Genomic DNA, 24,535 nt, shown 5'->3' with positions numbered 1-24,535 from the left:
AAATCAAATGAAGAAAAAAGTATATATTTTATCCCATAGTCATTGGGATCGTGAATGGTATTTGCCGTATGAGGAACATCATATGCGCCTAGTTGAATTGATGGATGATCTCTTGGAATTATTTGAGACTGATCCAGATTTTCATAGTTTTCATCTGGATGGTCAAACGATTATTTTAGACGATTACTTGCAAGTTCGTCCTGAGAATGAAACAAAAGTACGTGAAGCCATCGCTAAGGGAAAGTTACAGATTGGTCCATTTTACATTTTGCAAGACGACTTTTTGATCAGTTCAGAATCAAATGTACGTAATATGTTGATTGGACATGCAGAGTGTGAACGTTTTGGTCAAGCTGTCCCATTAGGTTATTTTCCAGATACGTTTGGGAATATGGGACAGACACCACAATTGATGAAACTAGCAAATCTGGATACAGCGGCGTTTGGACGTGGTGTAAAGCCAATTGGTTTTGATAACGAAGTCTTAGCAGCTGAAAGTTATACCTCACAATTTTCTGAGATGCACTGGCAAGGCCCAGATGGCAGTGAGATTTTAGGGATTCTATTTGCAAATTGGTATAGTAATGGTAATGAAATTCCTACAACTGAAACAGAAGCTCGAGCGTTTTGGGATCAAAAATTAGCCGAAGTGGAACGTTTTGCCTCCACACCACATTTATTGATGATGAATGGTGTTGACCATCAGCCAGTTCAAAAAGATGTCACACAAGCAATTTTCTTGGCAAATGAATTATATCCTGATTATGAATTTGTTCATGCTAGCTTTAAAGACTACATCGAAGCTGTAAAACAAGATTTGCCTGAAGCATTAAGTACAGTTACTGGCGAGTTAACGAGTCAAGAAACCGATGGATGGTTTACATTAGCCAATACAGCTTCCGCAAGAGTATATCTCAAACAGTGGAACACTAAAGTCAGTCGGTTATTAGAAAATCTAGTTGAACCACTTGCGACCATGGCATATGAGCTAACCGGGGAATACCCTCATTATCAAATCGATTATGCGTGGAAACTTTTGATGCAAAATCATCCTCACGATAGTATTTGTGGGTGTTCTGTCGATGAAGTCCATCGTGAAATGATTACCCGTTTTGAAAAAGCAGAAGCAGTGGGGAACTATTTAGTGAAGGAATCGTTAGACGTACTGAATCAAGCGATCGATACGAGCGATTTTCCTGAATCGAGTAGTCCATTTGCTGTTTGGAATACAAGTAATGTGTTAAAAAATGATATCGTCACACTTGATGTGGAACTTGAACGCATTTTATTTAAAGAAGCGTATCCGTCGATTGGGTACGAACAATTAGAAGCACAAGACAAAAAGACCTATACCGTGATCGATGCGAAAGGACAAGAAATCAACGCAACGATCAGTGCGGAAAAAATCCGCTTTGGCTACGATCTACCAAAAGATCGGTTCCGTGTACCGTATATGCAAAAATATGTCACAGTTTGTCTTGAAACGACTGAATTAGCACCATTTTCTTGGCAAAGCTTCGCATTGATTGAAGGTCAACAAACAGCGAATACCCATTCTTTCGTTACACAAGCTGGTTGTTGCTTAGAAAATGAACATGTGCGTATTGAGATCCAAGAAAATGGAGCCTTAACGTTTGTAGATAAAAGCGTCGGTCGAACATTAACCGATCAATTGATATTTGAAGACGTAGGCGATATCGCAAATGAGTATATTTTCAGACAGCCAGAACACGATCAAGCTTACCTTTCAACAGCATTTCCGCATCGCGTTGAGATTGTTGAGGATACACCTGTACAAGCTAAAATCAAACTGATCCATGAAATGCAGTTACCTGTTTCAGCCGATGAACGTCTCTTACTAGAACAGCTTAAAATTGTTGATTTCAGAGAGCGCAAAGCAAAACGAAGTGCAGATTGTGTACCCTATGTGATTGAAACAACGATTACGATGCATGGACAAACGAAATCTTTAGAAGTCGAAACAAAAGTTGACAATACGATCAAAGACCATCGTTTGCGTGTATTGTTTGATACTACGATCTTAAGTGAGATCCATGAGGCAGATAGTATCTATGAAACAGTCGTACGTCCAAATAAGGTGAGTCCACAATGGGAAAATCCGACCAATCCTCAACATCAACATGCATTTGTAAATCTTCACGATGAAGCGTTTGGTGTGACGGTTTCAAACTATGGTTTGAATGAATATGAGATTGTGGGATCAACGATTGCGCTGACTTTACTAAGAAGTGTGGGCGAATTGGGAGACTGGGGCTATTTTGCTACACCAGAAGCACAATGTTTAGGTGAACAAGTATTTCATTATGGCCTTCAAGTGCATGGTACTCCTGATACCCGCTATGAGACGTATAAAGTAGCCCATGCGGCTCAAATTCCATTGCAAGCTCGTCAGTTAACGTCATCGGGTACATGGCCAATAAATGGAACGTATCTTTCTAATCCACAAGAAGTATTTGAGTTGACAGCAGTCAAACGTCGCAAGGCAGATAATGCTCTGATCGTTCGAGGTTATAATCTAAGTGATCATACGGTTTCGTATACTGTCGAAAAACAAGGTGAAGCATTGACTCAAACCGTCAATCTTTTAGAGCAACCAATCGAATTATCAAATGAATTAGGACCGTATCAAATCCTAACACTAGCTGATCGATGATGGAAAGAGGAGTTGTTTTAGATTGTGCGCGTAAAGTATATTCCTCTGATTTTATTTTTCGATTACTCGATGTGATGGAGCTGACTCATTTTACGCATCTACAGCTTCATTTTTCAGATAATGAAGGGTATCGAATCGAAAGTGACGTATGCCCGGAATTAGTTTCGGCTGATCATTTTACCAAAGCTGAGATTCTCGAGTTTCAACGTTATGCAAAACAAAAACAGATCACGATTATCCCAGAGTTAGATAGTCCTGGGCATTTACAACATTTTTTACGTGTGTACCCACAGTTTCGTTTGGATGAGTCGATCAAATGCGCTGCAGATATCACAGATCCTAGATTTGTCGCGCATATCAAATCATTGATTACCGAAGTGCTCACTCTCTTTTCAGATAGCCCGGTGTTTCATCTAGGCTGTGATGAAGTTATAGACTGGGATCGTGTAGCTTATTTGCCTTCGCGTGTTCAAACATGTCTTAGTGCGACCAATCAAGTCGATTACATCAATGATTTGGCGGAAGTTGTTGAGCAAAAAGGAAAACGAGCACGAATTTGGAATGATGGCTGCTATCGAAAAAAAACAGAAAATCGATTAAAGTCTTCGATTGAAATCGCGTATTGGACACGGTGGCATAAAGAAATGGCGCCAGTTGATACATTTTTAGAACATCATCATCCTCTCTTCAATTACAATGACAATGATTTGTACTTTGTGTTAGGAGAAGCAGCAGGATATACCTATCCTAGTGTAGAAAAGTTAAGGGACTTTACGCCTGCTAAATTTGCCCAGCAACAATGGGATACGACACATCGTTCGAAAGGATTTTATTTCTCGATATGGGGTGATCATCCAGAGGCATTAGATGAAGATATGATTTTAACGAAAATTACACCTTTACTCACAGAACTTGCGACAAAATAAAAAGCAGTGGTCGATTTGACCACTGCTTTTTGATTATTGTACTTCAATTTTTAAGTAACCACGTTTAGCTGAACCCACACGAACCATTACAAAGTAAAGTCCGTACGTAATCACAGCTGGAAGGAAAATTCCCACAAATAGATAGATGATAAATGAACGAGGATCAGTAGCCCAAAGGTTCAATGGAGCGATCAAGGAGTTTAATCCTAAGCCAGCAAGTTCAAAACTCGTTTGGAAGTTAAAGCCAACGGTTGCGATTGGTGCACAAATGATTGCCGCCACAAATGGTGGAATCACCATTTGCGGATGTAAAGTAAGATTGGCAAATTGAACTTTTGGTGTGATCAATCCTTGTGCAATATTAGCACCGATCTTATTGTCTTTAAAACTCATAACAGTAAATCCGACAAATTGACACGTACAGCCAATCAAGGCAGCTGCAGAAGAAACAGGGTCAAGTTGAAGGGCGATCGCAAGTGCAGCAGATGAAGCAGGAGTCATGAGTAAGATGCTCCAAGCGAGTGCGACAGCCATTGAACCAAAAACAGGTGAATAATGAACAGTACTCGCAATCATTTCGCTCAATCCTAGTAGAAGTGGAGTCGTCACGTAAGCGAGTAATACTCCGCTTACGCCACCGATAAGTAAACTTCCAAAAGGAACTAAAATCATATCTAAAGGTGTTTTTCCAGTCAACCATTTTCCGACAAGAGCGGTGATCAATCCAGCCAAGACCGCACTGATCGGCTGTCCTGTTGTAAAAATTCCACCACCAGCTGCTTGGGAGACTGCATGACCGGTGATCGTCATACTATCGATCGAACCTTGTGTAAAGAAAACAGAATTGGCACCGACAGTCGAGGCGATCATGGAACTAAATACAACTAGGGTATTGGTCCCAAGCTGATACGCGATTCCGGCACCAAATGCTGGAGCAAGTAATAATTTCGCTAGTGTCCCGATTTGTGTAATCTCAGTAATCCCAGTAAATTTTCCGATGGTTTCAAATAACAATCCAATACCTAACGTAACCAACACCGCATTTGAGATTCCCGCTGAGACTTTGTAGACATGGTCTTTGACGATTTCTTTTTTCGTCATTTGTTTCGTTGTACTAGCTTCCATAATTAAATCCTCCTAACATTCTGTATATTCTAAATTTTCTAACAATTTGAATTGATATGATTCTATCGTAAAAAAATGAAAGTTTCAACCACTTTTTCCAAAAAAAATTAAATTTTTCTAAATATTGCAAAAGATATAGAGAAAACAAGAAAAAAACTCCCACTACGTCAAGTAGTAGGAGATACTAGATTTAGAGAGTCGCAATCGTTTCACGATCTTTTGGTGTTAATTCAAAGTCAAATAATTCTAGATTTTGTTTTTGACGGCCGTGGTGATGTGATTTTGGTATTACTACGACACCTTGATCTAATTGATAACGCAAAATGACTTGAGCCCAAGTTTTTCCGTAATAGTCGCCAATCATGGATAATGTATGTTTTGCCTCGTCACTTACACGAGTCAATGGTCCCCAAGCTTCCGGTACGACGTGGTGATTAAGACAAAAATCGATCCATTCTTGATTCCATTTTCCAGGATGAGACTCGATTTGGTTTATTGCAGGTTTAATGGTGCTATGTTTCATCAAAGCATCCAATTGCTCAGGTGAAAAGTTGGATACGCCGATCGCTTTTAATATGCCTTTTTCGACGTAAGATTCTAACACGCGCCAGACCAATGCGATTTGATCATTATTGTCCCAAGGGTGGTGAATCAAATAAAGATCGATATAGTCGGTATCAAGCGCAGCTAAGCTTTGTTGCACACCTTCATGAACAGCTTGTTCATCACGGTAGTACTGTTCTTCACCAGGGATTTTTGATGTGATAAAAAATTCTTTGCGGTCAAGACCGGATTCTTTTAGTGCTTTTCCCACAACACGTTCATTCCGATACATGATCGCCGTGTCAAAATGACGATAGCCAAGTGCGATCGCATCTAAAATTTCACTTGTATCATCATTGATCTCACCCATATATTGATGATCAACTTTCCCAAAAGTATTCGTCCCGCTTCCGATAACTGGAAGTTGAATACCAGTATTTAATGTAACGTACTCCATATAATCCGCCTCCTTATCATATAGTAAGTGTAGCAAATAAATGTAAATTAAAGGAGAATTTTGTTTTATTTGAAACGCTATTTCTTTTTTTATAAATATATTGTGAAATATCGTTGTAAAAAAAGAAAGCGTATGCTATACTAAACTCGACAATAAATGAGAGCATAAAACACAAATGCAACTCGTTTTGTTGTTTGTGTAGTTTAAAAAAATGATACCGTTATCTTGAAGAAAAGGAGGGAAGAAAATGTTAGCGATTGGCTTGATGTCTGGTACAAGTCTAGATGGAATCGATGCAGTATTGGTAGATATCGTTGAAGGTCCTTTTGAAATCCATGAATTGGCATTTGATACACAAGAGTTTTCAAAAGAGACAAAAGAGCGTATCAAAAAAGCTTGTCATCCAAAAGACTCTACGACCCCTTTGATTAGTTCATTGAATATGGAACTGGGTCAATTAAGTTTAGAAGCGTGCCAAAAAGTATTAGCTAAAGCAAATAAAACAGCTGAGGAATTATCCTTTGTCGCTAGTCATGGACAAACGATTTGGCATGATCCAAAAGCGAAAACCGGAGTATGTTCTAGCACCTTGCAAATTGGAGAATCATCTGTCATCGCTTATGGCTTAGACACACAAGTAGTCGACGATTTTCGTGTGATGGATATTACTGCAGGAGGCGAAGGTGCACCACTTGTACCTTATGCAGAATATTTACTCTACCATTCAAATGAGCATACACGCTTGTTGCAAAATATTGGCGGGATCGGAAATGTAACGGTCCTACCCAAACAAGGTTCGATAGAAGATGTATTTGCGTTTGATACCGGTCCTGGGAATATGATTATCGATGCATTGATGGATCATTTCTATAAAAAGCCTTACGATAGTAAAGGGGAAACCGCTAGAAAAGGCAAAGCAATTCCAGAATTATCCCAACGATTACAGCAACATCCTTATTTGATGCAAGAACCGCCGAAGTCGACGGGAAGAGAACAGTTTGGTGAAGAGTTTGTACGAGCCTTGATCGATCAATATCAAGCTTATCCACCAGAAGATCTAGTGTATACCGTTACCGATTTTACAGCATATAGTATTGCGACACATTATCAGCGATTTATTTTTCCGCATTATTCTAAAGATGAAATTGAAATTATTTTAGCTGGTGGTGGAACACATAATGATTTCTTAAAAGAACGTTTGCAGCATTATCTAACTGATTGTTCGATTTGGGTACAAGAGCAATTCGGGTATTCAAGCGATTCCAAAGAAGCCGTGGCATTTGCGCTACTTGGCTATGCCACACTAACTGGAAAATCAAGTAATTTTTGTTCTGTAACCGGTGCGAAACGACCTGTAATTTTAGGTAAGATCACCCCAAAACCTTATAATTAGAAAGAGAGGATATTACTATGTTAGACAAATTTACAGCTTTTGTAGAGCAACATTTGGCTGGGCCGATGGAAAAACTAGCCAATCAGCGTCACTTACGCGCATTACGTGATGGGATCATTGCAACCTTGCCATTGATCATCGTATCATCGTTCTTTATGATTATTGCTTTCCCACCATTACCGCAAAGTTGGGGAATCACGCAATTCTTATCTTCACATGCAGCAACGATCTTGTTACCTTACCGAATGACGATGTATGTGATGAGTTTATATGCTGCATTTGGGATTGGTCATAGTTTAGCGAAGTCGTACAAACTAGATGGTTTATCTGGTGGGATTTTAGCAACGACGGCATTCTTACTGACATTTACGCCGGTAAATATTCCAGCAGAAGCTCAAGACGCAGCAGGGGTTACTGGATTTGTATTGCCAATGGCCAACTTAGGTGGGGGCGGAATGTTCGTTGCGATCATTACGTCGATCATTGCTGTTGAGATTTATCGCTTTACAGATAAATCAAAATTCAAAATCACGATGCCAGATCAAGTGCCACCAGCTGTTGCACGTTCATTTGAAGCCTTGACACCAACCTTGATCATTATTTTAGGTATGGGAACAATTACGTACTTCTTAGGATTTGATTGGCATACATTAGTCTCTACGATTGTTAGTCCATTAGTCAAAGCTGCAGATTCACTACCAAGTGTGATCTTCATCGTTTTCTTAACAACATTCTTCTGGTCATTTGGGATTCATGGAGCATCGATTGTTGGATCATTAGCACGTCCATTATGGTTACAACTTTTAGAAGGCAATACAACTGCCGTAGCAAATGGAACAGCTTTACCTCATATTGCTGCAGAACCATTTTACCAATGGTTTATCTGGATCGGTGGAGCAGGTTCAACCATTGGATTAGCGATTTTATTAGCCTTCAGAACGAAGTCAAAATATGGCTCGACTTTAGGGAAAACTGCCTTGATCCCAGCGATCTTCAATATCAATGAACCTTTGATTTTCGGTACACCAATCGTCTTGAATCCAATTTTGATTCCTCCATTTATTATTGCTCCAATCGTAAATGGAATCATTGCTTGGACTGTTACTTCACTTGGATTAGTTAATGAAGTAAGTGTAAATGCCCCTTGGACATTGCCTGGGCCAATTGGAGCCTTTTTAGCCACAGGTGGTGACTGGCGCGCGATCGTCTTGAATGTCATCTTGATTGTCTTGTCCATTATCATTTACTATCCATTCGTTGCCATCTACGATAAAAATGAATTGGATAAAGAAAAAGAAATGGCTGCAACTCAAGCTTAATAAGGAAAACCAAAAAGCCAAGAAAGATATTTTCTTGGCTTTTAGAAATAGGTGAGCGTATGAAGTATGTAGTGGGAATCGATAGTGGCGGAACCGCAACAAAAGTCAAAGCCTATACACTAGATCAAACATGCTGTTTTGAACAAGTTGTTGGACCAGGAAACAGTTTACTATTTCCTGAAGAAACGATTGTCGAACTGAGCTATGCACTACGATTGGTTTACGAAGCATTAGGTCCTGATTGCGAAGGGATCGCAATTGGACTAGCTGGATTAAGTGCTGCGAATAATCAGCAAGAAATGACGACACGAATCAAGCAAGCGATGCCTTTTACATCAGAGATCCCTTTTCATCTTTATAATGATGCACAATTAGCGTATCTAGCCAGAAATGGTGTAGCAGCAGGCATTTTAGTGATTGCAGGAACTGGCTCTGTAGTAGTAGGGTATCAAAATGGACAGTGGAGTAAAATCGGTGGTTGGGGTCCAGTATTAGGCGATGAGGGAAGTGGGTATGCCTTATCTTTACAGGTATATCGTGAATTGACGAAAACGATCGATCGTCAAACGGAACTAAATGACTGGCAACGTGCTTTTTTAGAGTGGTCACACCAAGACAGTGCTCAAGAAGCCATTCGAACCTTTTACCAAAGTGAACGACAAGAAATCGCCAAAGCAGCTCGATTTCTTGGGGAATATCAAGACCGATTTACCTATTGTCATGAGGTCCTGTGTCAAGCTGGAGAAGCATTGGCAGACATGATCAATCAATGGGGAACTTTAAATTGGACTACATCACGAAAACTAAATTGTGCGTTTAATGGTAGTGTGGTCGAAAAAAACCCGATCGTACAACAAAGCTTAATAAATCATTGTCGCTATCCACTAAAGATCGCAACACAACACCCAAGCCCTTTTGCAGCTTGGCGACTATTTTATGAACAAGAAGGAGAACAATCATGAAACGAGAAATTGGAATTTCGATTTATCCAGATCATAGTGATCCAAAAAAAGATCAAGCTTATTTAGAATTAGCCGCTTCACTAGGATATACGCGCTTGTTTATGAGCATGCTAGAAGTAACGGAAGGAAAAGAAAAGGTCAAACAGAAATTTTCTTTTATTATCAATATTGCCAAAGAACTTGGTTTTGAAACGATTCTAGATGTTTCACCACGTATCTTTCATGAACTTGAGATTTCATATGATGATTTGACGTTTTTCTATGAATTAGGAGCAGATGGTATTCGATTGGATCAAGGATTTGACGGCAATAAAGAATCGTTGATCAGTTATAATCCATATCAATTGGCGATTGAATTAAATATGAGTAATGACGTTGCCTATCTAGAAAACATCGTGTCTTATCAGCCGAATCTACCTTATTTATACGGCTGTCATAATTTTTATCCTCAAGAAGGAACTGCTTTAGAATTTGATTTTTTTGTAAAATGTAGCGAACGTTTCAAAAAATTCGGCTTAAAAACAGCCGCATTTGTCACAAGTCAAACAGCGACGATGGGGCCTTGGGAAGTTTCGGATGGCTTACCGACGTTAGAATTATGTCGTCATTTACCTATGGAACTTCAAACACGGATTTTATTTGCAACGAACCTAATCGATACCGTAATTATCGGAAATGCTTATGCAAGTGAAGAAGAATTACGCGCGATGGCCGCAGTTGATCGTTATAAATTGACGATCGGTGTCGTGCCGACGCATTCATGGAATGATTTAGAAACTAAAATCGTAGAAGATGCCAATCATTACCGTAGAGGAGATAGCAATGCATTAGTGGTTCGTTCGACTCAAGTGCGTGTCTTGTACAAACAAGAAGAAAATCCAGCACAAGACAATGCACATGCCTTTGAACGTGGTGCGATTTTAATTGGGAATGATACATTTGGGCAATATAAAAATGAATTGCAAATCGCATTGACGGATCATGAGGATCCGCGCAAAAATCAAGTTGCGTATATTCCAAAAGAAGAGCAGATACTATTAGATTTTATGAAACCTTGGACCAAATTCCAATTAATCAAAAAATAATCAAAAAAACAACTAGAGAATGATTTATCTCTAGTTGTTTTTTTAGTGCCACTGATTAAAATCATGAATCAACTCTCGACTAGTTGTGATCGCTTCTTGATAATGTGGGAAGTGACTAATGAAAAGATAGAAAAGCGTATCGATTACTAGAAATTGCGAAAGCAAAGAAGTCGTAGCCGCACTACGATTGATCGATTCTGTCGGTCGTGCAGTTTGTAAACTTACCGTTGCTAGATCAGCTAGCGGATTTGGACCAAATTGAGTCAAGGTGATGATTGGGATTTTTGCTTGTTGTGCGGCTTGAGCCAAGTAAAGCAATTCTGGTGTTTTTCCAGAATTCGATACTACTAGTAAAATGGCTTGTTGTTTACAGTTGATGAGTTGTGGAAGTAAAATATGCAAATCGTGTTCTTGGCAAACGACTTTACCGATTCTAGACCATTTATGTACAATATCTTGAGCACTTAGAGCTGAAGCGCCGACGCCAAAAGAAAATAAAACGTCTGCATGCTCTAACAGTGTGATCGCTTTTGAAAAAGCCGTTTCATCAAGAAGGCTTGTCGTTTCATTTAAACTGATTTGAGCATTAGAACTAATTTTTTCTTTAATAGAATAAAACGAATCATTGGGATCGACATCATTATAATTCGTCGTTTGGATTTTACTTGTTTGAAGTTCAGTGGATAGTTGGATTTTAAAATCAGTCAAACTGTCATAGCCGATTTTTTTTGAAAAGCGAACAACCGTTGGTGCGCTAACTCCAGAAGCATCCGCAATTTCTTTAGCTGTCATCTTGACGACTTGGTCAGGATGCGCAAAAACAAAATCATAAATTTTTTCTTCTGAATTTGAAAGAGTCCGTTTAAAACTCTCCATCCTAAGAAATACGCTCATAAACATTCTCCATTCTACAGATTATCTTTATTATACCATAGCTCAAAATTCAAAGATATTTTGAGTACTGATTTGTGGTGGAAAAGTAAGAATTTAAATAACGTACGATTGATTATTACCACACAAACCAATTTGAAATATTCTTGTGACTTTTAAGACGGATAGCGAGAAAGCTTGTCTACATACTAGGAAAAGAGAGGTTGTGAAATAAGAGAAAAAAGGATCGAAAAATATAGAATTTTTTTCACAAACGATAGAAGATATCACGTAAATTACATTTAATTACATAAAAAATAACGAATGTTTTCATAATTTTTCATTTTATCAAATGAGAGAAAAGATTGACAAAAAGATAATGGAACCGATTAACCTATTTGTTCTATAAAAGAAAGGGTTGCACTATAGTAGAAAGTGTGATACATTGAATAAGTAATACTTCGATATGTGAAAAATTGTTTATCGTTTTTAGATGATATGCACTTCGATTTACACGTCTGTTGTCATTACAAATTTAATACACATAGGTGTAATTTTTGGAGGAAATATTCATGAATAACGGTACAGTAAAATGGTTTAACGCAGACAAAGGTTTCGGTTTCATCACTGCTGAAGATGGCAACGATGTATTTGCACACTTCTCAGCAATCCAAGGCGAAGGTTTCAAAACTTTAGAAGAAGGTCAAGCAGTGACTTTTGATATCGAAGAAGGCCAACGTGGACCTCAAGCTACAAACATCGTAAAAGCTTAATTAAAACGAACTTTTCAAAGAAGATCTTACGAGATCTTCTTTTTTTTGTTTTCTTTTTTGGCTGTTCAAGTTATGGTATGATGAACAAAAAGGAGGCGAGAGGATGCGCATTATCATCGTAGGTGGCTCGATTGCGGGCGTGAATGCAGCACTAGCTTGTCGACAAGAGTATCCGAATGCACAGATTACGTTGATCGAGCAGCAAGCTCATTTAGGGCATTTGCCAAGAGAACTTTTTTTTTCACTTGAGCAACAGCAATTTACGAGTCACGAGTTAGTCCTTCAAGAAGAAATCAATAAAACGTATCAGATTGAAGTATTCCTTGAGACAAAATGTGAACGGTTACGTGATCATGAAGTGGAGTTATCGGATACCACGAGATTGCCATTTGATAAATTGATCATTGCGACTGGTTCGACTCAACGCTCACGTTTAGCTGGAACACATGAAACATTTCAAACACAATGGTTGTACAAATCTGTGAAAGACCAACATGAAATCTACAATAAGATTAAACAAGCCTCCTCTATTGCTATAGTAGGAGCAGGTGCTGTCGGGATTTCATTTGCATCTGCTTTGGCAAAACAAGAAAAAAAAATAACGATATATGAACGAAATGAACGCCCATTGGCCCGTTACTTTGATGAAGATATGACACCGATTTTGACCCGTTTTTTACAAGCCAATCAAATGGACTGTTTATTTGGTCAAGCCGTAGAACAGATTACCCCAACAGAAAAAGGATATCAGGTTACAACAGCAAATACGACTCAATCAGCAGATTTAGTTTTATTAGCTGTAAATACGCGGCCAGAGACACAAGAATTGACAACGTATCTTGCGAAAAATACTGATGGAACGCTTTGGGTAGATGACTACTTGCAAACGAGCCAAACGGATGTATTTGCGATTGGAGATGCGATTCATGTCAAATTCAGACCAACCAAAGAAGAGCTGTATATTTCGTCTATTGAAAATGCTAGACGCACAGCCGAAGTAGTGGCAAAGAATCTACATCGATTGATACAAAAAGATATAGGAAGTATCCGTCCATTTGAGGGTAACTTTTTTGGTGTAGATTATCTATCGTTAGGCTTGCTTGAACAAGAAGCGATTTTCGTCGACTATCCTGTCGCGATAAAATCGCTTAAACTGACCGCTACTACGTTTTTGAAGATTGTGTTTCATAAAAAAACACGTCGACTATTAGGGCTTCAATTAGTTGCTCAAGAAGTATCGATACAAGTAAAAGAATGGGCCTATCAAGGAGTAGACGATGCGATAGTAGTAGATGAATGGCTTATACATTTAAGCAAGATGATATAAAGGAGAGAGATGATGCAGATCGATGTGCTTTTAGAAAAAAAAGAAGCGATCTATGTCCAGATGTTGCGCACAATCGTATTGTCTGGTGGTCAGATTACATTAACAGCATTACGTGAAACAACAGGACTTTCAAAGACAGCGTTCGAGCAGTATCTTAAAGATATCGAGCAACTTGGAAAAAAGGAGACAAAGTACTATTCGATCACATACAGAGACTACACTATACAACTTGACTTTTCACCAACTATCAATTTAGAGATGGTCATGATGTATTTGATTGAACAGAGTAGTTATTTTCAGTTACTACAATTTATTTTACTTCATCCAACATTCACAACAGTCCAACTCATGAATCATTTAGGAATGAGTGAGTCGACGGTTTTTCGTAAAATCAAAGAAGTAAATGTCATTTTGAAAGAATTCCAAGTCCAAATCAAAAACGGCGAGTTACAAGGTGAAGAGTTGCAGATCCGTTATGTGTACTATCAATTGTTTTCTTTGATGATGCCTTATTGTACTTTAGATTCTTTTTTGACGATACCAGATTATGATCCATTTATTCGGGCACTCTCACGTACTTTGGATTGCCAATTTTCACGAACACAAAAAGAAAAAATCACTTTATGGTGGTATTTGACTCAAAAACGTTGGCTAGCAAAGAATCCAAATTTTGAGCGTTTAGCTATGATTTTTCGACCATTTTTAGAAGATGAATGGTATAAGAAAATCGATCGCTTTATGAGTTTATACCTTAGTCGGATCGCGATCGAGAATAATATTTATGAAGCGATCATGTTGTATATCTTTGTGATTTCATTTGAGATTTTAGGAGAAGAAGATTTTTATCAGTATGATCTTTCTCGAAGCAAACGCTTGCCTACTGCGCGTTTGGATCTGTATTTGCGTGAGACGATCTTAGTGGATTATCGACCTAAACGTTTTTCAATCGAGCTAGAAAAAAAAGTAGGGTATCAACTAGCCCAAGTTGATCATGAAGTATACTTTTTCATGGGGAAAATTGAAATGTATGATCGTGAAAATCTATTGACGATTCAACGGCGATTGCTTGGCCACAAACGAAGTCGTTTGTTACAAAAAATGATGACGATCGTATTTGAACAGCTGGCTCCGGAGCATCACCCAAACAATAGCTTGCAAGATTTTTTATTAGTGAATTATGCAAGTATTTTAACGATGATTGAGTTTTCTAGTGTTCAACCCATTACAATTGGATTAGACTTTGAACAATTGCCGATCTATCGTTTTTTATTTTTCCAATTGGTACAAATGGAATTGAAACCTTTATTAGGTGTCGAGGTAGAACGTTATCAAGCCAATCGTGTGGTGGATATCGTGATCTCACCACGACCTAAACCAACTTATTTGATAGAAGAACCGCGTTATTGGTATGCCGTATCTGAATTTGATTCAACGTATGATCTACAAAAAATCAGCCAATTGATCGAATCGATTCGATTAGAACGCACTTAAAAACGGAGTGATCGATGTGTGATCAGTCCGTTTTTTATTACGTAAGTTATCGAAACTGTCAAAAAATAAGAAAATCGATTTTATTTTGATGGTCGATGCTTTACACTTTACAGTATGATACGGATATAGAAAAGAAAACGATTACATTATAGGAGGAATCACACATGACAGAACCAACTTACATTATGGCGATTGACCAAGGGACAACAAGTTCACGGGCGATTATTTACGATAAAAAAGGACAACAAATCGGAAGTTCGCAAAAAGAATTTACCCAATATTTTCCTCATGAAGGTTGGGTAGAACATAATGCGAATGAAATTTGGAACTCTGTCCAATCAGTTATCGCAGGCGCATTTATCGAATCTGGAATCAAGCCTTCGCAAATTGCAGGTATTGGGATCACCAATCAACGTGAAACGACTGTTGTGTGGGATAAAGCGACGGGAAAACCGATCTATAATGCGATCGTATGGCAATCAAGACAATCAGCCGGAATCGCCAATCAGTTAAAAGAAGATGGGTATAGTGACTTTTTCCATAAAAAAACTGGATTGATCATTGACGCGTATTTTTCTGCTACTAAAGTACGCTGGATCTTAGATCATGTCGAAGGCGCACAAGAGCGAGCTGAAAATGGAGAACTATTATTTGGTACGATCGATTCATGGTTGACTTGGAAATTGACGGATGGTTTAGTGCATGTTACCGATTATTCGAATGCGAGTCGTACGATGATGTTTAATTTACATGAACTTGACTGGGATCAAGAGATTTTAGATCTATTGACTATTCCAAAAGTCATGTTGCCTAAAGCGGTATCCAATTCAGAGATTTATGGCTATACTCAAGGCTTCCATTTCTATGGCAGTGAAGTGCCAATCTCAGGGATGGCTGGAGACCAACAAGCAGCATTGTTTGGTCAAATGGCTTTTGAACCGGGAATGGTCAAAAATACGTATGGTACAGGCTCATTTATCGTGATGAATACGGGTGAGACGCCACAATTATCTGAAAATAATTTATTAACAACGATTGGATATGGCATTAATGGAAAAGTCTACTATGCGTTAGAAGGAAGTATTTTTGTCGCGGGATCTTCGATTCAATGGTTACGTGACGGCTTAAAAATGCTTGAAAAATCAAGTGATTCAGAAGAAGCCGCTCGCCATGCGACCAATCAAGATGAAGTCTACGTTGTTCCAGCATTTGTTGGATTAGGTGCTCCTTATTGGGATCAAGAAGCACGAGGTTCGATGTTTGGGTTAACACGTGGAACGACTAAAAATGACATCATCAAAGCAACGTTACAATCGATTGCTTACCAAGTAAAAGATATCGTTGATACGATGCAACAAGATACGAATATCAAGATCCCGGTCTTAAAAGTCGATGGTGGTGCAGCAAATAATAGCTACCTAATGCAATTTCAATCGGATATTTTAGATACGCCGATTCAACGTGCACATGATTTAGAAACGACAGCACTCGGTGCAGCATTCTTAGCTGGACTTGCAGTAGGTTATTGGAAAGATACAGATGAGATTCGTGAATTCTACGAAGCAGGAAAATTATTTGAACCAGAAATGAACACAGAAAAACGCGAAAAATTATATAGTGGTTGGAAACAAGCCGTAGCAGCAACACGTACATTTAAACCATAAGGAGGATGAGAAGCAATGAGTTTTTCAATAAAAGAGCGTAAAGAAATGTTGGCCACTTTACAGCAGGATACGATGGACGTGCTGATCATCGGAGGTGGGATTACAGGAGCGGGTCTGGCGTTACAGACCGCCGCTTCTGGTTTGAAAACAGGATTAGTTGAGATGCAAGATTTTGCAGAAGGAACGTCTTCTCGTTCCACTAAATTAGTTCATGGTGGTATTCGTTATTTGAAAACTTTCGATGTTGAAGTGGTGTCCGATACAGTCAGTGAGCGAGCTGTGATCCAAGGTATTGCACCGCATATTCCTAAGGCAGATCCAATGCTACTTCCGATATATGACGATGAAGGAACGACGACGTTTGATATGTTTTCTGTTAAAGTGGCGATGGATCTATACGATCAATTAGCTAATGTAACGGGGAGTGAGTATGCCAACTACACGTTGACAAAAGAAGAAGTATTAGAACGTGAACCGTATATCAAACAAGAAGGATTGCAAGGCGCAGGTGTGTATTTAGATTACCGTAACAACGACGCCCGTTTGGTTATCGACAATGTAAAACAAGCCGTAGCAGATGGCGCATTAGCCGTTAGCAAAGTCAAAGTCACTGGTTTCTTATACGAAGCAGATCAAATCATCGGAGTTAAAGCACGTGATGAATTAAGTGGAGAAACAATTGAGATCAAAGCGCATTATGTCATCAATACGACAGGTCCTTGGGTCGATAAGATTCGTCAACTCAACTTTAAACGTGCGGTCGTACCTCAAATGCGTCCAACAAAAGGTGTTCACCTTGTGATTGATAGTAAGCGTTTACCTGTTCCGCAACCAACGTATTTTGATACGGGCAAACAAGATGGACGAATGGTATTTGCGATTCCACGCGAAAATAAAACCTATTTTGGTACAACAGATACCGATTACACCGGTGATTATACTGATCCTGAGATTACACAAGCAGACGTGGATTATCTATTAGAAGTCATCAACTATCGCTATCCTACAGCTAATATTACGTTAGCGGATATCGAATCTAGTTGGGTAGGATTGCGTCCATTATTAACAGATAATGCAGGTTCAGATTATAACGGTGGGGATAATGGTTCGATTTCAGACCGTAGTTTCCAAAAAGTCTTGGACACGATTGCGTCATTCAAACAAGATGAAGCGACAAGAAGTGATGTAGAACGCGTGTTGAAAAACCTTGAAATGAATCGTGCAGAAAAAGCACCTTCTAGCGTCTCACGTGGAAGTAAATTAGAACGTGAAGCAGATGGACTGATCACTTTAGCAGGTGGAAAAATTACAGACTATCGTAAAATGGCATTAGGTGCCTTGAAACTAATCGTCTCATTATTTGAAGAAGAACATCAACGAAATGTAACACCAGTTGATTCTGCACACTATCCGGTTTCAGGTGGGGACTTTGATGCGACACGTGTCAACGAAGAACTTTCACGTCTAGCACAAGAAGGGATTGAAAAAGGATTACCTGAAGAACAAGCACATTACATTGCCGATTTTTACGGAACGAATGCAAAACACGTTTTTGCTTATATCGATCAACACCCTTTATTCAAAGCAGATCTTTCTGTAGCAGAAGCGATTTGTTTGCGGTATGGATTAGATCACGAAATGGTCTTAACACCTGCAGATTATCTTGTTCGCCGGACCAATCATTTATGGTTCCAACGCGAAACTTTAGATGAAATCAAGCATCCTGTAATTGAAGCCATGAGTGAATATTTTAACTGGGATACTACACAAAAAGAGCACTACACTATGGAACTGCAACGTATAATCGATGATTCTGATTTAATTCATCTAAAGAAAGAAGGAAACTAAATGAGCGGCGAAATGACTCAGATCGTAGGCGAATTTATTGGTACAATGATTCTGATCTTATTAGGAGACGGTGTATGTGCTGCTGTGAATCTAAATAAAAGTAAAGCGCAAAATTCAGGTTGGATCGTGATTGCAATGGGATGGGCGATGGCGGTAACGATCGCTGTCTTTATGGTCGGCTTTATGGGACCCGCGCAATTAAACCCTGCAGTAACTGTCGCGATGGCCTTAACAGGACTACTTCCTTGGCATTTAGTATTACCCTTTGTGATCGCTCAAGTAGCCGGTGCAATTGTTGGGGCAGTTTTAGTTTGGTTATTGTACTTGCCTCATTGGAAAGAAACCAAAGATCAAGGTGCGATTTTAGGAACTTTTGCTACCGGACCTGCGATTCGTCACTATCCATCTAATGTGATTGCTGAAACGATTGGGACCTTTGTATTGATTTTAGGATTATTGACCTTCACCCAAACAGAATTTTTAGGTGGCGCGAATGTCTTTGCTGTTGGTGCATTGATTTTAGCAGCGGGTCTTTCACTAGGTGGACCAACAGGTTATGCGATTAACCCAGCTCGTGATCTAGGACCTCGAATCGCGCATGCTATTTTACCAATCGAAAACAAAGGAAGTTCTGATTGGGCTTACTCATGGGTACCGATTGTTGGACCGATCTTAGGTGCTGTTGTAGCCGTTTTGTTATTTCAAGTTATGATTTAATCTAAAGATCAAAAAAGAAGTGGAGTACTCCACTTCTTTTTTTGTAGGCAAAATGCTAACTAGTCTTGACCAAGGTTTAGTATGATAGAACAGTTAACAGTTAAAGAAAAGAGGGGAAAAAATGGAACATACATATCAAGAACAAGCACAGACGATTTTGAAACTCGTTGGGGGAAGTTCAAATATCAAAGAAGTTACGCATTGTTTTACACGATTACGCTTTTATTTAGATGATGAGCAACAAGCAAAAAAGACCGAACTAGAAGCGCTACCTTATGTCTTATCGGTAGTCAAAAGCAATGGTCAATATCAAGTAGTCCTAAAAAAAGATGTAGATAAAGTATTTCAAGAATTAGAACCGATGCTATCAACTCAAAAAAATACTCCAGAATCATCGAAGGAGAAAGAAAAAATCGGGACGAAGATTTTAAATACCGTGGCCGCTATTTTTACGCCAGTTATTCCGGCGATCGCCGCATCTGGAATGTTAAAAGGGATTTTAGCTGTAGTTGTGATGATCATGAAATCATTTTATAATACGGATATCACGACAAATACTACTTATGTTATTTTATTAGCAGCATCTGATGCATTATTTTATTTCTTGCCGATCTTTTTAGGTTATGCTGCAGCTAAAGTATTTAAAACAAATGAGTTTATTGCAATGATCATTGGGGCAACTCTTTGCTACCCTGCGATCGTCACATTGATGACAGGAGAAGGAGCTGTTACATTATTTGGATTAAATCTAACCAAAGCAAGTTATACGTCTTCGGTGATTCCGATTTTGATTGCGGTATTTTGTTTGGCATATGTACAACGTTTCTTTGACCGTGTGATTCCACAAGTACTGAAAATTATTTTAGTGCCGACATTTTCATTGCTAGTTATGGTCCCAGCTACACTGATTGTGTTTGGACCGATCGGGATCTACATTGGAGAAGCGATCAACTGGGCATATTATCAACTAATGGGAATTAGTCCGATTTTACTTGGTGGTTTTATTGGTGGAATTTGGTGTGTCTTGGTTATTTTTGGTGCACATCGCGCGATTATTCCAATCGGGATCAACGATGTTGCCCAAACCGGTCGACAAAATCTATTAGCTTTTGCCGGCGCTGCCAATTTCTCACAAGCCGGCGCCGCATTTGGAGTCTTTTTACGTTCTAAGAATAAAGGATTAAAAACGGTAGCGGCTTCTGCTACCGTCACGGCGTTGTTTGGGATCACAGAACCTGCGATCTACGGAACGAACTTACGCTTGAAAACACCAATGATCTATGCCGTGATTAGTGGTGCATTAGGTGGGGCCTTGATGGGATGGGGTGGATCATATGGAACGGCTTTTGCTAATCAAGGTTTACTAACGATTCCGGTTTATGCAGGTGCGGGTACCAAAGCCTTCGTATGCTATCTTTTAGGAATTGCGATCGCCTTTTTTGGTTCATGTTTATTGACTGTAATCTTAGGTTTTGAAGATATTCCTGAAGAAGATATGGCAGATCGTATCTTAGCTAGTGATGAGGCAGTCGATTTATTGACCCCAACTAGCGGAACAGTTGTAGCCCTGTCTACTTTACCAGATGAAGTATTTGCTAGTGGCGCGATGGGTAAAGGGTTTGGAATCAAAGCCAATCATGATAAAACCACGATTTATGCTCCAGAAAATGCAGAAGTCATGACTTTAGCACCAACACGTCATGCAATTGGATTGAAATTAGCTAGCGGAGTAGAGTTGTTGATCCATGTAGGGATCGATACACTAGAATTAAATGGACAAGGCTTTGAAGCATTGGTCAAACAAGGAGATCTAGTGAAACGAGGAGAGGCTTTATTGCATGTAGACATGCCAGTTATTAGAGAAGCAGGATATGATGAGACAGTGATCGTGATTGTGACGAATACACAAGATTTTTCAATGATCGAATTACCAGAACAAACACAAGTAAACACGACAGATATTGCATTAACTGTTAGAAAGTAGGCTATTATGAACACACAATTTCCAGATAATTTTTTATGGGGAGCTTCTTCCTCAGCATTTCAAATCGAAGGTGCATTTGCAACAGATGGGAAAGGCAAAACGGTAGCCGACCATAATGCCCAAAAGCGAGCACATCTACAAGCGGATACCACGACGGCTAGTGATTTTTATCATCATGTTGAAGAAGATATCCTATTGATGCAAGAACTCGGAATGAAGACCTATCGATTTTCATTTTCATGGGCACGAATCATTCCAGATGGTGATGGGAACGTCAATCAAGCGGGTCTTGATTTTTATCATCATGTCGTCGATACATTACTTGCCCACAATATCGAACCAATGGTCACGCTGTATCATTTTGATTTGCCTTATGCACTAGTGGAACAATACAACGGATGGGCAGATCGTCGTTGTATCGACGCTTTTACACGTTATGCAAAAATCTGTTTTCAAGAATTTGGTAGCAAAGTACATTACTGGCAGATCAACAATGAACAAAACTTAATGATTCGTGTACCAGAACGGATGAATATGTATGAAGTACCCGTCGAAGAAATCGAAAAGGTACGCGCACAGATGGATTACAATATGTTTGTTGCACATGCTCGCGTTACGAATCTTTGTCATGAACTTCTTCCAGATAGTAAGATTGGGCCAGCTGTTTCGTCTACCATGACGTATCCGGCTTCGAATCGTCCTGAAGATGTTTGGGCTGCGCGGATGAATGATAACTTTAAAACAAATTATGCGTTAGAAATGTACACGTATGGCCGATATCCTGGATATTATGAACATTATTTAGAAAAAGCAAACATTGCACCGCAACGAGAAGCAGAAGATGAAGCCGTTTTAAAAGCTGCAAAACCTGATTATTTAGCGGTGAATTACTATCGGACACTCGTTGTCAGTCATCTGCCAGAAGATGAAGCCCATCCATTTGGAACAAAAGTCAATGAGATCGATTTTGATCTTTATGGCTACTTCAAACACGAAACCAATCCTAATTTGGTAGCATCGACGTATGGCGCTCAGATCGATCCAATGGGACTACGTTTAGTGTTAAATGAGTACTATGAAAAATACCGCTTACCGATGATTATTACGGAAAATGGACTAGGCACTGCGGATGAATTAACCGCAGATGATAAAGTGCATGACGATTACCGTATCGACTATTTACGTCAACATATCGAAGCGTGTCGTTTAGCGATTGAAGATGGTGTTGAGTTATTTGGATACTGCCCATGGTCGGTAATGGACCTTTTAAGTTCTCATCAAGGGTTTAAAAAACGTTACGGTTTTATCTACATTGATCGTACAGACGAGGATGAGAAAGAATTACGTCGAATCAAAAAAGATAGTTACTATTGGTACCAACAAGTAATCCATAGTAATGGTACAAAACTTTAAGAATAAAAAACCCGAATCGAAGACTCGATTCGGGTTTTTGTTTATTTAAATTTAGGTTTGATTTTCCATTCGAAGATCACCAGTAAAGCAATGAACCATATTGGAACAAAGAACAAGGCTTGTCTGGTTTCGCCTTGTAAGAACAATACAAAAACGATAAATGCTAAGAAGGCCACGATCAAATAACTAGTATAAGGAAATAGAGGCATTGGAAATTTGCGTTTTTCTTTTGGTTTCCCTTTTGCTTTTTGTTTTTCTGATTGACGGTATTTAAAATGAGCAAAGACGATCATAAACCAGATAAACAAGAAACAAATCGTTGAGATACTTGTAATCAACGTAAAGACTTGTGACGGCATAAAGAAATTCAAAATGACCGCAATCAAGATAACGGCACTAGAAAAGAAAATCGCCGCCGCAGGTACATAATGACGAGTTAATTTTGAATAACGGCTTGGTGCATTTCCTTCTCGTGATAGCGAATGCAACATACGTCCAGTAGAGTAAATCGCTGAGTTACAAGCTGAAGCTGCTGAACTTAACACGACTAAATTGACGATCGTTGCCGCAGCCGCTACGCCGATATCCGCAAAGACTTCTACGAAAGGACTTTGATCAGCATTTAATGAATTCCATGGATAGATCGACATGATCACAGCCAAGGCACCGATATAAAACAGTAACACACGGATCGGTAAGCTATTGATCGCTTTTGGAATTACCGTTTCCGGATCCTTAGTTTCACCTGCAACTAAGCCGACTAATTCGATCCCTACAAAGGCAAATGTCGCCATCTGGAAGGATTTTAAAAAGCCACTTGCACCAGTTGGGAAAAAGCCACCATAGCTCCAGATATTACTTAAACTCACCGTTCCTTTAGAGGTTTTAAACCCGATGATCATCAAAACGATACCCGTTACGATCAAGGCGATGATCGCGATTACTTTAATCAATGAAAACCAAAATTCTAATTCGCCAAACAGTGCAACGGCAACGAGATTCAATCCAATCAATAAAGCTAAAATAATAACTTCAGGTAACCAAGCAGGGATTGAGGGAAACCAATACCGGACATATGTTCCAGTCGCAGTCAAATCAGCCATTGCGATCGAGACCCAGCAAAACCAATAGGTCCAACCCGTTACGAACGCTGCTTTAACACCAAGATATTTGGCAATAAAGTCAATAAATGAGTGTTTTGAAGTATCTGACAGTAACAATTCCCCTAGTGCACGCATGATCAAAAAGCACATCGCTCCCACAGCAGCATATGCAATTAAAATCGATGGTCCAGCTAATTGGATCGAACGTCCTGATCCAAGGAAAAGTCCTGTTCCGATCGCGCCACCTAGTGCAATCAATTGCACGTGACGATTTTTTAATCCCCGATCGAGAGATTTTTTTTCTTCTGTCATCTTATCATCCTATCTTAAAAAAAGTACAATAATTATATTTTAATCTATTTCTCAGAAATTACAAGTGATATCTTTCATAGTAATTGAAAAGACAACGAAAATAGAGTTAAAAATAACATGTGTATCAACTGTTATCATAGGATATCTATCGCTATTTCATTTTCACGAAAATAACATTATTTTTTCATAATCATTTGAATCGCTTGTTGGATTTTAGCATTTTGTTCGCTAGGATCGTCTGCTGGTTGTTCCAAACAAGCTTTTAAATTTTCAGCGACGATCAATCCCATCGTACGGTCGATGCTTGAACGTACCGCACTTAGCTGAGTAATCACGTCGATGCATTCTTTTTCATCTTCGATCATTTTTTGAATGCCGCGCAATTGGCCTTCAGTTCGTTTTAGACGATTCAAAATTTTTCGTTGTTCTTCAGGAGTGACTTTCATGAGGCGTTCCACCTTTCTATTCGTTCTTTTATGATTATACCCACCTATGTATAGAAGTCAAAAATTTTATTCACTCAAAGGATTTATTGAGCTGATCACATTG

The 24,535-nt window shown here is 39.1% G+C and carries 19 protein-coding genes; 14 read left to right on the top strand and 5 right to left on the bottom strand.

Annotated features, from left to right (window positions below; all coding sequences use genetic code 11):
* Positions 1 to 7: 7 nt before the first annotated feature.
* Positions 8 to 2,674: an alpha-mannosidase gene (locus I573_RS01575; protein WP_016184814.1), complete on the top strand. Its 2,667-nt coding sequence runs from the start codon at positions 8 to 10 to the stop codon at positions 2,672 to 2,674.
* Complete coding sequence (locus I573_RS01570) at positions 2,671 to 3,600, top strand: family 20 glycosylhydrolase (protein WP_016184813.1); 930 nt, start codon at positions 2,671 to 2,673, stop codon at positions 3,598 to 3,600. The genes I573_RS01575 and I573_RS01570 overlap by 4 nt, the downstream gene beginning before the upstream one ends.
* 33 nt (positions 3,601 to 3,633) lie before the next feature.
* Here the strand turns inward: I573_RS01570 and I573_RS01565 are convergent, their stop codons facing one another.
* Both I573_RS01565 and I573_RS01560 read right to left on the bottom strand, forming a co-directional pair.
* Entirely contained in the window at positions 3,634 to 4,725 is a 1,092-nt protein-coding gene (locus I573_RS01565; protein WP_016184812.1) for a PTS sugar transporter subunit IIC, read from the bottom strand.
* A gap of 190 nt (positions 4,726 to 4,915) precedes the next feature.
* Complete coding sequence (locus I573_RS01560) at positions 4,916 to 5,725, bottom strand: aldo/keto reductase family protein (protein ID WP_016184811.1); 810 nt, start codon at positions 5,723 to 5,725, stop codon at positions 4,916 to 4,918.
* Between the two features lie 247 nt (positions 5,726 to 5,972).
* On the opposite strand from I573_RS01560, the gene anmK reads away from it, so the two are divergent.
* The 4 genes from anmK to I573_RS01540 are packed head-to-tail and all read left to right on the top strand — an operon-like array spanning position 5,973 to position 10,484.
* The gene (anmK, locus tag I573_RS01555) at positions 5,973 to 7,118 is read left to right on the top strand and encodes an anhydro-N-acetylmuramic acid kinase AnmK (protein WP_016184810.1); all 1,146 of its coding nucleotides are present in this window, start codon (positions 5,973 to 5,975) and stop codon (positions 7,116 to 7,118) included.
* A 17-nt stretch (positions 7,119 to 7,135) separates the two neighbouring features.
* The gene (locus I573_RS01550) at positions 7,136 to 8,437 is read left to right on the top strand and encodes a PTS sugar transporter subunit IIC (protein WP_016184809.1); all 1,302 of its coding nucleotides are present in this window, start codon (positions 7,136 to 7,138) and stop codon (positions 8,435 to 8,437) included.
* Positions 8,438 to 8,496: 59 nt separating this feature from the next.
* Positions 8,497 to 9,399 carry an N-acetylglucosamine kinase gene (locus I573_RS01545; protein WP_016184808.1) on the top strand — a complete coding sequence of 301 codons (903 nt, stop codon included), beginning with the start codon at positions 8,497 to 8,499 and terminating at the stop codon, positions 9,397 to 9,399.
* On the top strand, positions 9,396 to 10,484 hold the full coding sequence (locus I573_RS01540; protein WP_016184807.1) for a DUF871 domain-containing protein: 1,089 nt from the start codon (positions 9,396 to 9,398) through the stop codon (positions 10,482 to 10,484). Before I573_RS01545 ends, I573_RS01540 begins: the two co-directional genes overlap by 4 nt.
* A gap of 42 nt (positions 10,485 to 10,526) precedes the next feature.
* On the opposite strand, the gene I573_RS01535 is transcribed toward I573_RS01540, so the two are convergent.
* Positions 10,527 to 11,378, bottom strand: a complete 852-nt coding sequence (locus tag I573_RS01535; protein WP_016184806.1) for a MurR/RpiR family transcriptional regulator — start codon at positions 11,376 to 11,378, stop codon at positions 10,527 to 10,529.
* A 548-nt stretch (positions 11,379 to 11,926) separates the two neighbouring features.
* Here I573_RS01535 and I573_RS01530 point away from each other — a divergent pair.
* From I573_RS01530 to I573_RS01495, 8 genes are all read left to right on the top strand, one after another.
* Entirely contained in the window at positions 11,927 to 12,127 is a 201-nt protein-coding gene (locus tag I573_RS01530; protein WP_016184805.1) for a cold-shock protein, read from the top strand.
* 103 nt (positions 12,128 to 12,230) lie between these two features.
* Positions 12,231 to 13,454: an FAD-dependent oxidoreductase gene (locus I573_RS01525; RefSeq protein ID WP_016184804.1), complete on the top strand. Its 1,224-nt coding sequence runs from the start codon at positions 12,231 to 12,233 to the stop codon at positions 13,452 to 13,454.
* A 12-nt stretch (positions 13,455 to 13,466) separates the two neighbouring features.
* The gene (locus I573_RS01520; protein WP_016184803.1) at positions 13,467 to 14,945 is read left to right on the top strand and encodes an AcpB/EbpR/MafR family transcriptional regulator; all 1,479 of its coding nucleotides are present in this window, start codon (positions 13,467 to 13,469) and stop codon (positions 14,943 to 14,945) included.
* Positions 14,946 to 15,109: 164 nt separating this feature from the next.
* Positions 15,110 to 16,609, top strand: a complete 1,500-nt coding sequence (gene glpK, locus I573_RS01515; protein ID WP_016184802.1) for a glycerol kinase GlpK — start codon at positions 15,110 to 15,112, stop codon at positions 16,607 to 16,609.
* Between the two features lie 15 nt (positions 16,610 to 16,624).
* On the top strand, positions 16,625 to 18,457 hold the full coding sequence (gene glpO, locus I573_RS01510) for a type 1 glycerol-3-phosphate oxidase (RefSeq protein ID WP_016184801.1): 1,833 nt from the start codon (positions 16,625 to 16,627) through the stop codon (positions 18,455 to 18,457).
* Positions 18,458 to 19,174, top strand: a complete 717-nt coding sequence (locus I573_RS01505) for an MIP/aquaporin family protein (RefSeq protein WP_016184800.1) — start codon at positions 18,458 to 18,460, stop codon at positions 19,172 to 19,174.
* A gap of 121 nt (positions 19,175 to 19,295) precedes the next feature.
* Positions 19,296 to 21,158 (top strand): beta-glucoside-specific PTS transporter subunit IIABC, encoded by a 1,863-nt coding sequence (locus I573_RS01500; protein WP_016184799.1) that lies wholly within the window; start codon positions 19,296 to 19,298, stop codon positions 21,156 to 21,158.
* 6 nt (positions 21,159 to 21,164) lie between these two features.
* Complete coding sequence (locus I573_RS01495; protein ID WP_016184798.1) at positions 21,165 to 22,571, top strand: glycoside hydrolase family 1 protein; 1,407 nt, start codon at positions 21,165 to 21,167, stop codon at positions 22,569 to 22,571.
* A gap of 41 nt (positions 22,572 to 22,612) precedes the next feature.
* Here the strand turns inward: I573_RS01495 and I573_RS01490 are convergent, their stop codons facing one another.
* A complete protein-coding gene (locus I573_RS01490; protein WP_016184797.1) occupies positions 22,613 to 23,986 on the bottom strand; it encodes an amino acid permease in 1,374 nt (457 codons plus the stop codon).
* A gap of 176 nt (positions 23,987 to 24,162) precedes the next feature.
* Complete coding sequence (locus I573_RS01485; RefSeq protein ID WP_016184796.1) at positions 24,163 to 24,432, bottom strand: metal-sensitive transcriptional regulator; 270 nt, start codon at positions 24,430 to 24,432, stop codon at positions 24,163 to 24,165.
* Positions 24,433 to 24,535: the final 103 nt, after the last annotated feature.

It is taken from the genome of Enterococcus sulfureus ATCC 49903, from assembly GCF_000407605.1.
Classification (GTDB): Bacteria; Bacillota; Bacilli; order Lactobacillales; family Enterococcaceae; genus Enterococcus_G; species Enterococcus_G sulfureus.
This window is presented reverse-complemented; position numbering and strand designations above follow the sequence as displayed.

Excerpts from the sequence above, each read along its gene's own strand:
- I573_RS01540 (WP_016184807.1), top strand. The coding sequence starts at position 9,396 with ATGAAACGAGAAATTGGAATTTCGATTTATCCAGATCATAGTGATCCA.
- I573_RS01560 (WP_016184811.1), bottom strand. The coding sequence starts at position 5,725 with ATGGAGTACGTTACATTAAATACTGGTATTCAACTTCCAGTTATCGGA.
- glpO (WP_016184801.1), top strand. The coding sequence starts at position 16,625 with ATGAGTTTTTCAATAAAAGAGCGTAAAGAAATGTTGGCCACTTTACAG.
- I573_RS01520 (WP_016184803.1), top strand. The coding sequence starts at position 13,467 with ATGCAGATCGATGTGCTTTTAGAAAAAAAAGAAGCGATCTATGTCCAG.
- I573_RS01545 (WP_016184808.1), top strand. The coding sequence starts at position 8,497 with ATGAAGTATGTAGTGGGAATCGATAGTGGCGGAACCGCAACAAAAGTC.
- I573_RS01500 (WP_016184799.1), top strand. The coding sequence starts at position 19,296 with ATGGAACATACATATCAAGAACAAGCACAGACGATTTTGAAACTCGTT.
- I573_RS01530 (WP_016184805.1), top strand. The coding sequence starts at position 11,927 with ATGAATAACGGTACAGTAAAATGGTTTAACGCAGACAAAGGTTTCGGT.
- glpK (WP_016184802.1), top strand. The coding sequence starts at position 15,110 with ATGACAGAACCAACTTACATTATGGCGATTGACCAAGGGACAACAAGT.
- I573_RS01495 (WP_016184798.1), top strand. The coding sequence starts at position 21,165 with ATGAACACACAATTTCCAGATAATTTTTTATGGGGAGCTTCTTCCTCA.
- anmK (WP_016184810.1), top strand. The coding sequence starts at position 5,973 with ATGTTAGCGATTGGCTTGATGTCTGGTACAAGTCTAGATGGAATCGAT.
- I573_RS01575 (WP_016184814.1), top strand. The coding sequence starts at position 8 with ATGAAGAAAAAAGTATATATTTTATCCCATAGTCATTGGGATCGTGAA.
- I573_RS01505 (WP_016184800.1), top strand. The coding sequence starts at position 18,458 with ATGAGCGGCGAAATGACTCAGATCGTAGGCGAATTTATTGGTACAATG.
- I573_RS01485 (WP_016184796.1), bottom strand. The coding sequence starts at position 24,432 with ATGAAAGTCACTCCTGAAGAACAACGAAAAATTTTGAATCGTCTAAAA.
- I573_RS01490 (WP_016184797.1), bottom strand. The coding sequence starts at position 23,986 with ATGACAGAAGAAAAAAAATCTCTCGATCGGGGATTAAAAAATCGTCAC.
- I573_RS01570 (WP_016184813.1), top strand. The coding sequence starts at position 2,671 with ATGATGGAAAGAGGAGTTGTTTTAGATTGTGCGCGTAAAGTATATTCC.
- I573_RS01565 (WP_016184812.1), bottom strand. The coding sequence starts at position 4,725 with ATGGAAGCTAGTACAACGAAACAAATGACGAAAAAAGAAATCGTCAAA.
- I573_RS01525 (WP_016184804.1), top strand. The coding sequence starts at position 12,231 with ATGCGCATTATCATCGTAGGTGGCTCGATTGCGGGCGTGAATGCAGCA.
- I573_RS01550 (WP_016184809.1), top strand. The coding sequence starts at position 7,136 with ATGTTAGACAAATTTACAGCTTTTGTAGAGCAACATTTGGCTGGGCCG.
- I573_RS01535 (WP_016184806.1), bottom strand. The coding sequence starts at position 11,378 with ATGAGCGTATTTCTTAGGATGGAGAGTTTTAAACGGACTCTTTCAAAT.